We start from the raw sequence: 11,073 nt of genomic DNA on the forward strand, positions 1-11,073 counted from the left end.
GGCTAATATAATTATTAAGCCTCTATTAGGCTTCAATGTGTGGACTGATTCAAACAACACTTTCTACCGTCCACACATCAATCTCTTTACCCCAATTAATTAAACATTAATGTATCTTTCACGATCTGGCAGCCAGCAATCAATTAGTTGAGTGGCACTTTGTGGGTAGTTCTTTTGAATGTCGTAAGAGGCTTGTTGCACTTGGCTAATCAAATGTTGATCACGAACCAAATCAACAACCTTAAAATTAGCGATACCCATTTGCCGGGTACCTAAGATTTCGCCACTACCACGAAGTTCAAGATCTTTTTGTGCAATAACAAAACCATCATTACTTTCACGCATCACCTTCATGCGTGCTTGAGCAACTTTACTTAGGGGGGCTTGATACATCAATACACAATGCGATACTGCTGATCCTCGCCCAACTCGTCCACGTAATTGATGCAATTGAGCTAAACCCAATCGTTCAGCATTTTCAATGATCATTAAGCTCGCATTAGGCACATCAACACCAACCTCAATAACTGTTGTTGCAACAAGTAATTGGATGTTCCCAGCTTTAAAATCTTGCATGACTGATTGTTTTAAATCCGATTTCATTTTGCCATGCACTAACGCAATACTTAAATGGGGTAAACGGGCTTGTAATTCGGTAACCAGCATTTCGGCCGCTTGCGCATCAAGTGTTTCGGACTCTTCAACTAAAGTACACACCCAATAAACTTGGCGATTTGCTAAACAAGCTTGGTTTACCCGTTCAATAATTTCATCTCGACGAGTATTCGGTATTACTACCGTAGTAATTGGTGTTCGCCCTGGTGGTAATTCATCAATGACTGAAACATCTAAATCAGCATAAACGGTCATTGCTAGTGTTCGAGGAATAGGTGTTGCGGTCATAATTAATTGATGAGGGAAGAAATTATCTTTAATACCTTTTTCCCACAAGCTTAGACGTTGGTTTACACCAAAGCGATGCTGTTCATCAATAATGACTAATCCTAACGAGTTAAACTCTACTTTATCAACAAACACCGCATGAGTACCAATTAATAACGTGCTGTCACCATTTTGAATACGTTCATAACACTGTCGTTTATTTTTAGCCGTTAATCGCCCCGACAACAGATCAACATTAATCCCCAACGGTGCAAACCAGGTACTAAAATTGTTATAATGTTGCTCTGCTAATATTTCTGTCGGCGCCATTAATACTACCTGACAACCATTTTCAATAGCATTTAATGCAGCTAATGCAGCAACTAATGTTTTGCCTGAACCAACATCCCCCTGAATTAATCGCATCATAGGTACTGGTTTTGCCATGTCTTGATAAATCTCTTGCACAACACGTTGCTGAGCACAAGTGGGTGTAAAAGGCAATGATGATAAAAACGGTTTAATCAAACATTGATTTGGAGAAAACAGATGTGCTTGCTGTTTTTGATTATGCTTTTTTAGCATCAACATACTTAAATGATAAGCAATCAATTCTTCAAAAATAAATCGTTTAATAGCTGGGTGTTCGCCCGACATTAATTGTTCAATATGAGTATCAATAGGCGGGTTATGTACAATATTTAAAGAATCCAATACTGGCAAAAAGTGGCATGCTAGCTTTGCTGGTAAAATTTCATTAGGTGGATTATTTTTTAACAACAAAAGTGCTGCCATGATTGACCGTCGAATCAATGCTTGAGATAGTCCATAGGTCGTTGAATAAATGGGTGTATATTTTTCTTGAGTATCATCTAACCTGACTGATGACTCGTTTCCATTGGCTTTAAATTTAAATTGTGGATGGATAATTTCAATATAATTTTTGCCACGTTTTATCTCGCCATACGCACTCACCCATTTTCCTTTAATCAACGAAGCTTTCATGCTGGGTGTAAAATGCATGAATCTTAATACGGCAATGCCTGAATCATCTTGAATATAGCAAATTAACATTTGTCGACGCTTAAAGGCAACTTCACTTTTGATTATAGCGCCTTCAATTGTAGTGAACTCACCAATAACCGCATCACCAATGGAACAAGACGACGTACGATCTTCGTAACGTAAAGGAAAATGCAATAACAGATCTTTGACGGTATAAATACCTAATGTATTAAATTTTTTTTCTAAACTTGCACCAATCCCCGTTAATTTTATCAACGGCAAATGATCAAAAAATCGCTTTATCATAATGACTAATTTATATTTCGTGTCACGCTCACTACATCGGGCTGTAGCGATATTTTCCGCATTAATTCATTAAGTTGCTGAGTGTTTTTCACTTCTATTTGCAAAATGATGGTATAAATTTGTCTGTCTTTTTCTTCGGTATTTAACCACTGCAAGTGGGTATTTTCACCATTAATAATTGAAAGGAGATTCGCTAAAGCGCCTTGAACATTTAAAATATCAACCCAAATTTCAACAACAAAGCGTTGAGAAATATCTGGCGCCCATTTAAGCGGAATATATTTTTCTGGATTATTTTGATAGTCTGAAATATTTCGGCAAGATTCGTGATGCACTATCAGCCCCTTTTCTGGGCTGACATGTCCCACGATAGGATCGTTTGGAATAGGATGGCAACATTTAGAAAACGTAACCAAAACGCCTTCACTACCCGTGATAACTAGTGTTTTATTGGGTTCTGTTTTATTTTGTAATAGCGATTTATGTTCTAATCCTTTAGCTATAAAATGGCTCATAATATTGCCTAGCCCAATTTCGGACAAAACATCATCAAAAGTTGGCAATTTAGCTAACTCAGCTGCACGAGCTTTTTGGCTTGATGATAACTCACTAATACCGCCAGATTTAACTAACGAAAGATCGAGCAAACGCCGTCCCAATTTAATTGCATCTTCACGTTTAAGTGTTCTAAGCGCATGACGAATTCGAAACTTCGCTTTAGCACTAACTACAAAGCTTAACCAATTAGCATTAGGTCGCCCTTCTGATGAAGTAATAATTTCAACGGTTTGACCACTACTTAATGGTTGCGATAAAGGATAAGGTTTACGATCAACAATTGCACCAATGCACTGATAACCAATATCAGAATGGACTGCATAGGCAAGATCAACTGCTGTTGCACCTTCAGGTAGCTGAACAATACGCCCTTTAGGGGTAAAAACGTAAATTTCTTTAGGAAACAGATCAGACTTTACATTTTCGATAAATTCGAAAGAGTTACCCACACTTTGTTGTAATTCTAATAAACTTTGCATCCAACGCTGAGCTTTAATTTGCGTGGTAGTATTGTTCATTTCATCGGTTTCGTTATATGCCCAATGCGCAGCAACACCCATTTCAGCCATTTGATCCATATCTTCAGTGCGGATTTGTACTTCAACAGGTGTTCCATGAGGTCCAATTAATGATGAATGTAACGACTGATAACCATTCGCTTTGGGGATCGCAATATAGTCTTTAAAACGATTAAGTCGTGGCTTATAAAGATTATGCACTAACCCAAGAGCGCGATAACAAGCATCAACGTCCTTTACTACAATTCTAAACGTATAAATATCCATAATGGAATGAAACTGCTGCTCACGCAATTTCATCTTTTGATAAATCGCATAAATATTTTTTTCGATACCAGTAACTTCCGCGTCAATATGAGCATCTAATAACCGGTTACGTATTTCAGACAAAATTTGTTGGATAAGCTCTTTTCGTGTATTTCGCGCCGTTTTAATTACTTTTTCAATCACTTGGGCACGATTTGGATGCATTGCAGTAAAGCTCAAAATCTCAAGCTCTGTTTTAATATGATTAATGCCCAAACGATGAGCTAAAGGGGCATAAATTTCTAAAGTCTCTTTGGCAATGCGACGGCGTTTTTCTGGTCTTAAAGCACCAAGTGTACGCATGTTATGGGTGCGATCAGCAAGCTTAATTAAAATAACGCGCACATCTTCGGTCATGGCAAGCACCATTTTCCGAAAATTTTCAGCTTGAGCCTCTTGTCTATTACGAAATTTTAATTTGTCTAATTTCGACACGCCCTCAACTAAAATGGCAACATGTTGACCAAATTTGATTGTAATATCTTGAAAAGTGACAGGAGTGTCTTCGATGGTGTCGTGTAAAAGTGCGGCAATAATTGTTTCATAATCAAGCCGCATCTCGGCTAAATTTGTTGCAACTGCAACCGGGTGAGTGATGTAAGGCTCACCACTACATCGGAATTGCCCTTCATGTGCATTTTTAGCAAAAAGATAAGCATCTTGTATCAATTCTACTTTTTTAGCAGGAAGATAAGATGCTACAACCTCTTTTAAGCTATCAAAATATTGCATAAGCAATTCCTGTAAAGCTTATTCGTATGATGGTGTGTTTTCGAGAAGAATCGACTCATGAAGTGTTGCACGTGCTTCTGCTTCTTCATCTTGACGCGCTTGGAAATCAGCAATATCAAGAATTTGTTTATTAACAAGCCCTTCTTCAATTTCGCGTAAAGCAACAACCGTTTCTTTGTCGTTTTCTTCTGGAACAAGCGGTGATTTATTTTCAACTTGTAATTGACGAGCGCGTCTTGCTGCTACAATAACGAGATCAAAGCGATTACCAATTTTTTCTACTGCATCTTGAACAGTTACACGTGCCATTTTTACCTCTAAATTGTTTACTAAAATGCTTCATTTGAAAGATCTGATATTCTACTTAAATTTGTAGTGATTTGTCTATATTAATATTGTTTTATACATTGAAATAAAGGGATCTTAGATAATAAAAAATTGCTAGGTTTTTATCATTGATTACGATAACTTTTCATATTCATCATCAATTTTATTATCCATATGCTCTTTACTTTGCACTAATCTCACAGCAAAATAAAGATCATAAGCAAAATCAATATGATCGTTATCAAGCTTAATATTCATTTGTTTAAACCAATTTTTGAGTGTTTTACGCCGACCGGATAAGATTAACATGGTGTTTCTTACTTTTAAGGATCTTACTAATTCATCAATTCCTGACAACACACTCACGTCTTTATAAGTAAAACAAGGAATTGCATCAACAATCACATAGTTTATTGGCTCTTTTGCTTCATCAATATAACTAATAATTCTCCGTTTAAAATAGGCAATATTAAAATAAGTTAGTGGAGAGTTAAATCGATAAATCAGAGTATTATTGATTGGTTTAACACCTTGGCTTATTGAATGAATTCGACCACTTGCATCAACACCTAACAATTGATCTTTCGGCCTAAAGACACGGCGCAAAAATAAAAATATCCCAAGTAACACCGACAGGGCCATACCGGGAATAATACCTATCACAAGAACTGAAATCAGTGTTGTTAAACTTAAATAAAACGCATCTCGATCAAATTTAAAAAAGCGGATGATTGTTTGAAAATTAATTAACGAAATGGATGAATAAATCAAAATTATGCCTAATACACAAGTGGGAATATATTGTAAAGGCGAAAGAAAAAACAACACGACAATACCAATTAATATAGCAGCAATAATTGAAACTAACTGAGTTTTACCACCATTGGCATCATTAACAGCAGTTCTTGATGAGGTGCCACTAACAACAAAACCTTGTGATAACCCCGCTACAATATTAGCCATACCTAGCGCTTTAAATTCGATATCAGCGTTGGTTTCATAGTTATTTTTGGATGCGAAACTGCGCACGGTTATCATCATACTGACAAAACAAATGATAGCAATATTCAGTGAGGGAACAACTAAATCACGCATCAACCCTTTATCAAAATCAAGCCATGATTTGGCAGGGATAAACTCTCCACTCACATTACCAATAATACGGATATTAAAATACTCAAAATTAAATAACCATGAAAAAAATGTCATCACAATGACGGCTAATAATGGCGCTGGATATAACGGTTTTAATCGCTTTAAAGCAATTAATATAAACAAAGTAAAAAATGAAACCAGTGCCGTGGCTATATGGATTTGCGATATTTTAAAAGGTAAATAAACAATTCGCTCAATCAGATAAGAATAATCATAACTAAAACCAAGTGTTTTTGCTAACTGATCAACCATAATGGTGATTGAAATACCATTAAGCAAACCAATTAAAATAGGCTGGCTAAGCAAGTCAGCCAAAGCGCCAAGATGTAGCTTTCCTGCGATAATACACCAAATACCAATCATTATTGTTAATATCATGACTAATTGCCAACGTAATATGGGATCATTAGCTGCTAACGGCAACACAACAGCCGCAACGACAGCACATGTTGCCGTATCAGGGCCGACAATCAGTTGTTTCGAAGATCCAAAAAGCGCATAGACAATTAAAGGCAAAATGGTCGAATATAGTCCTGCTATCGCACCAACACCTGTCAATTCAGCATAAGCAATTGACACTGGTAACGAAACTGCCGCAACCGATAACCCCGCCTTAATGTCAAAATTAAGATATTCTCGTTTATACTGTAATAGGCTACTTAATCCTGGCATCCACAAAGCTAATTTTTGAAAAAAAGCATTGTTAAAAAAACGACCCATACTAATCCTTATTTTCCAGCTATGCTCATATCATCAATCAAAATCGAACCACATTGAATATTAGTTCTCGTTTCGATATCATTACCTATTGCCACAATGTTTTTATACATATCTTTAAGATTGCCGGCAATCGTAATTTCGCTAACAGGATATTGGATTTGCCCATTTTCAACCCAAAATCCAGTGGCTCCGCGTGAATAATCGCCAGTTACACTATTAACACCTTGTCCCATTAACGAAGTAACGACAACGCCTTTATCCAGTTTTTTAAGCATATCATCAAAGCTAGCATGAGTTTGGCTAGGCGAGATAAGCCAATTATGAATCCCACCAGCATGACCTGTTGATGTTAAACCCAATTTACGCGCTGAATAATTACTTAATAAATAAGTTTGCAACACGCCTTGCTCAACAATATTACGCTTAACTGTTTTTGTACCCTCACTATCAAAAGGCGAAGAGCCAATACCTTTTAAAATATAAGGATCTTCATAAATAGTCAGCCATTTAGGAAAAATAGCCTGCCCAACAGAGTCTAATAAAAATGAGGATTTACGATAGATTGCGCCACCACTGATGGCACTGACTAAATGCCTAATAAGCCCAACAGCAACTTCAGCACTAAACAGTACTGGAGCTTGCATGGTTGCGATTTGCTTAGCACCTAAATGCGATATTGCTCTGTCAGCTGCTTGCGTACCCACCCAACTTGCTGATTTTAATTCACTGAAATCACGTGATGAGGTATAAGCATAATTGCTTTCCATCTGTCCTGCTTGTTCGGCAATAACTGAACATGAAAGCGAATGTGAACTTGCACAATAACCTTGTAGCATTCCTAAACTATTACCATAGACATAAACACCATATCGGCTACTAAAATAACCACCATCAGTGCTAATTAGCTTTGAATGATTGAGCGCGGTTAATTCAGCTTGTTTTGCCTGTTCAATGGCATTATCGACATTTAAATCACTTGGATAAAATAAATCCAAATCAGGAGAATTAAATGCCATTTGGCTTACATCGCCCAAACCAGAACAAGGATCGGGTGATGTATATTGCATAATATTAATCGCCATATCCACCGTTTGCAAAATCGCCGAAGGGGATAAATCATTGGTTGATGCACTGCCTTTACGTTGGTTTTGATAAACAGTAATGGATAAAGCTCCATCACTATTAAATTCAACATTTTCGGTATCCCCCATTCGGGTGCTAACACTAATACCCGTTGATTGATTAATCGATACTTCAACAGCATCCACTCGTAACTTTGCTTGCTTAATAGCATTATCGACAATAGCTGATAAATTTTCTTTTTGGTTTATCGCTTCTTTTTTAATTTGTTCAATACTCATTTATTATTTTCTACAATTCTGCTAGTGATACGTTATAATAAGCTAGAATTGAATATTAGTTAACAAAAGAAATAACATGAATCATAATCAAGAGACAAATTTAGAACCCAACTTTGCTATTGACACCCAAGACGATGAAATCATTTACGTTAGTAAAAGCGAAATCAAACGTGATGCGGAAGCGCTAAAAAAATTAGGTGTTGAGCTTGTTAATTTAAGCAAAAACGAACTGGAAAAAATTCCTCTCGATGAAGATCTTATTTATGCTATTGAACTTGCTCAGAAAATAAAAAAAGAAGGGTATCGCAGACAAATCCAATACATTGGCAAGCTACTACGTAGCCGAGATATTGATCCCATTAGCCAAGCCCTTGATAAGCTCAAAAATCGTCACAATCAACAAATTTCTTTATTTCATAAACTCGAAAAACTACGAGATGACCTGATTGCGACAGGCGATGCGGAAACTATCATGAGCTTATATCCAACAGCCAATCGCCAGCAACTACGCACCTTAGCGCGTTTAGCCAAAAAAGAGCAAGAAGCCAATAAACCTACCAAAACGGCAAGGCAAATTTTTCAATATTTAAAAGAATTGAGCGATACAGAATAATCTTTATAATGTGCGCTTACTGTTATTAACAAACACTATACTAACTTAGATAGAGGATACAAAAATGGGACTTTTAAATGTACCTGCTGGTAAAGAATTACCTGATGATATTTACGTTGTGATTGAAATTCCGGCTAATGCTGATCCAATAAAATATGAAGTCGATAAAGATACTGGTGCTGTATTTGTTGACCGTTTTATGGCAACAGCCATGTTTTACCCATGCAACTATGGTTATATCAATAATACATTATCATTAGATGGTGATCCTGTTGATGTCTTAGTCCCAACGCCATATCCATTACAACCAGGCTCAGTGATTCGTTGTCGCCCTGTTGGTGTATTAAAAATGACAGACGAAGCAGGCCAAGATGCAAAACTTGTTGCTGTACCTCATACTAAACTGTCAAAAGAATATGATCACATTAAAGATGTTGATGATTTACCTGAACTACTTAAATCACAAATCAAACACTTTTTTGAGCAATACAAAGCGTTAGAAAAAGGTAAATGGGTAAAAGTTGACGGTTGGGACAATGCCGATGCCGCTCGTAAAGAAATACTTGAGTCATTTGAACGAGCAAAAAACAAATAAAATTGAATAACAAAAAAGTCACTGTTAATCCAAAGCCATAAAATAATATTTTATGGCTTTTTATTTTATAATACGCCAACTTTTGAAGTAATTTCAGCGCTTGAATCATGCAATAATTTGTCTTTTATCAATTTCTAAGTAATTATCTAAAAATTTAAGAAAAAACCATGTTCTAAGAAAAAAAATTATTATTAACATCTTGCTTTTGATTATAATTTATGCGGTAATAGCACTGGGTAAACAACAACGTTGAAATTATGAAATCAATTAACTTTAATAATGTAATTTTGATAGCTTTATCATGGTTTTGAGTTACATAATTAATACAGTGTTAAAGCCCATACGAGCCTAAAAGGCTAATTATTAATTATTGTTAGGATGTCTAGTAAATGAATAAAAAAACAGGCCAAGTAAAATGGTTTAACGAAAGTAAGGGTTTTGGTTTTATAACTCCTGCGGATGGAAGCAAAGATGTATTCGTTCATTTTTCTGCTATTTCAGGTGATGGCTTTAAAACCTTAGCTGAAGGGCAACAAGTTGAATTTGCGATCCAAGATAGCCCTCGTGGACCAGCAGCAGCTGAAGTTGTTGTTATTTAGTTTATCTAACTAATTTATTTCCATACTAGCAAAACGCTCACCTTAAAAGGTGGGCGTTTTTTATGCCAAATAAATCTAAAATTACTCAAAATTTAGCATAAAAAAAGCGACCCAAAAGTCGCTTTTTAACCAAGTTAAATGCTAATTATTTAGAAACAACAGCAATTAAATCTAATACTTTGTTTGAATAACCAACTTCATTATCATACCAAGATACTAATTTAACGAAGTTATCGCTTAATTGGATACCTGCTTTAGCATCAAATACAGATGTACAAACTTCACCTAAGAAATCGGTAGACACAACGTCATCTTCAGTATAGCCAAGCACGCCTTTCATTGGGCCTTCAGCAGCCGCTTTGATTGCTTTACAGATATCTTCGTATTTAGCTGGTTTTTCTAAACGAGCAGTTAAGTCAACAACAGAAACGTCTGGTGTTGGAACGCGGAAAGCCATACCTGTTAATTTACCGTTTAACTCAGGAATAACTTTACCTACCGCTTTAGCCGCACCAGTTGATGAAGGGATGATGTTTTGAGCCGCACCACGACCACCACGCCAATCTTTATGAGATGGACCATCAACTGTTTTTTGAGTTGCAGTTGTTGCATGAACGGTTGTCATTAATGCTTCAACAATACCAAAGTTATCATTAATAACTTTAGCTAAAGGCGCTAAACAGTTAGTCGTACATGACGCATTAGAAACGATATCTTGACCAGCATATTCTTTATCATTAACACCAATAACGAACATTGGCGTGTTGTCTTTTGAAGGACCAGTTAAAACAACTTTCTTGGCACCAGCTTGGATATGTTTGCGAGCAGTTTCGTCAGTTAAGAATAAACCAGTTGCTTCAGCAACAACATCAACACCCACTTCGTCCCATTTTAAGTTTGCAGGATCACGTTCTGCAGTAACACGGATTGTTTTACCGTTAACCACTAATTTACCGTCTTTAACTTCAACAGTACCATCAAAACGACCATGAGTTGAATCATATTTAAGCATGTAAGCCATATATTCAACATCTAATAAGTCATTGATAGCAACGATTTCGATGTCTGAACGTTTTTGAGCAGCGCGGAAAACAATACGACCGATACGGCCGAAACCATTAATACCTACTTTAATAGTCATAACAATTACCTTCTTTTTAGTGTTTTTAATGTTAAAAATCTTTCCTGTAAACTATCAAATTTTAAAGACTTATTCAAGAAGATTCCTAATAATTAAACACGATTTGATTAAATAGATTAAAGCACGCGCAAACTTTATTGAATTAATACAAATAAAATCATTATGTTATTAAATAATCTTGAATAAAATTATAAACACGAAAGAGCGTGAAAAATGGGGCATTTTTGCACTTAAAAATAAGTCAGAAAACCCATT

General features: G+C 36.1%; 9 protein-coding genes. 3 read left to right on the forward strand and 6 right to left on the reverse strand.

Features of this window, described 5'->3' with window-relative positions; translation table 11 throughout:
* Positions 1-99: 99 nt before the first annotated feature.
* From recG to pmbA, 5 genes are all read right to left on the reverse strand, one after another.
* A complete protein-coding gene (gene recG, locus A9G28_RS11090) occupies positions 100-2,193 on the reverse strand; it encodes an ATP-dependent DNA helicase RecG (protein ID WP_065580704.1) in 2,094 nt (697 codons plus the stop codon).
* A gap of 5 nt (positions 2,194-2,198) precedes the next feature.
* Positions 2,199-4,307 (reverse strand): bifunctional GTP diphosphokinase/guanosine-3',5'-bis pyrophosphate 3'-pyrophosphohydrolase, encoded by a 2,109-nt coding sequence (gene spoT / locus A9G28_RS11095; protein ID WP_065580705.1) that lies wholly within the window; start codon positions 4,305-4,307, stop codon positions 2,199-2,201.
* A gap of 18 nt (positions 4,308-4,325) precedes the next feature.
* A complete protein-coding gene (rpoZ, locus tag A9G28_RS11100) occupies positions 4,326-4,616 on the reverse strand; it encodes a DNA-directed RNA polymerase subunit omega (protein WP_065567934.1) in 291 nt (96 codons plus the stop codon).
* Positions 4,617-4,766: 150 nt separating this feature from the next.
* A complete protein-coding gene (locus tag A9G28_RS11105) occupies positions 4,767-6,509 on the reverse strand; it encodes a SulP family inorganic anion transporter (protein WP_141673681.1) in 1,743 nt (580 codons plus the stop codon).
* 8 nt (positions 6,510-6,517) lie between these two features.
* Positions 6,518-7,870, reverse strand: a complete 1,353-nt coding sequence (pmbA, locus tag A9G28_RS11110) for a metalloprotease PmbA (RefSeq protein ID WP_065580706.1) — start codon at positions 7,868-7,870, stop codon at positions 6,518-6,520.
* A 76-nt stretch (positions 7,871-7,946) separates the two neighbouring features.
* Between pmbA and yjgA the strand changes: the two genes are divergently transcribed.
* From yjgA to cspE, 3 genes are all read left to right on the forward strand, one after another.
* Positions 7,947-8,483 carry a ribosome biogenesis factor YjgA gene (gene yjgA / locus A9G28_RS11115; protein ID WP_065567932.1) on the forward strand — a complete coding sequence of 179 codons (537 nt, stop codon included), beginning with the start codon at positions 7,947-7,949 and terminating at the stop codon, positions 8,481-8,483.
* Positions 8,484-8,547: 64 nt separating this feature from the next.
* Complete coding sequence (ppa, locus tag A9G28_RS11120) at positions 8,548-9,078, forward strand: inorganic diphosphatase (RefSeq protein WP_065567931.1); 531 nt, start codon at positions 8,548-8,550, stop codon at positions 9,076-9,078.
* Between the two features lie 389 nt (positions 9,079-9,467).
* On the forward strand, positions 9,468-9,677 hold the full coding sequence (gene cspE / locus A9G28_RS11125) for a transcription antiterminator/RNA stability regulator CspE (RefSeq protein WP_025315032.1): 210 nt from the start codon (positions 9,468-9,470) through the stop codon (positions 9,675-9,677).
* A gap of 145 nt (positions 9,678-9,822) precedes the next feature.
* Here cspE and gapA read toward each other — a convergent pair whose 3' ends face one another.
* Positions 9,823-10,818 carry a glyceraldehyde-3-phosphate dehydrogenase gene (gene gapA / locus A9G28_RS11130; RefSeq protein ID WP_065567930.1) on the reverse strand — a complete coding sequence of 332 codons (996 nt, stop codon included), beginning with the start codon at positions 10,816-10,818 and terminating at the stop codon, positions 9,823-9,825.
* Positions 10,819-11,073 lie beyond the last annotated feature (255 nt).

This window comes from Gilliamella sp. Fer1-1 (assembly GCF_001690825.1).
Taxonomy (GTDB): Bacteria; Pseudomonadota; Gammaproteobacteria; order Enterobacterales; family Orbaceae; genus Gilliamella; species Gilliamella apicola_C.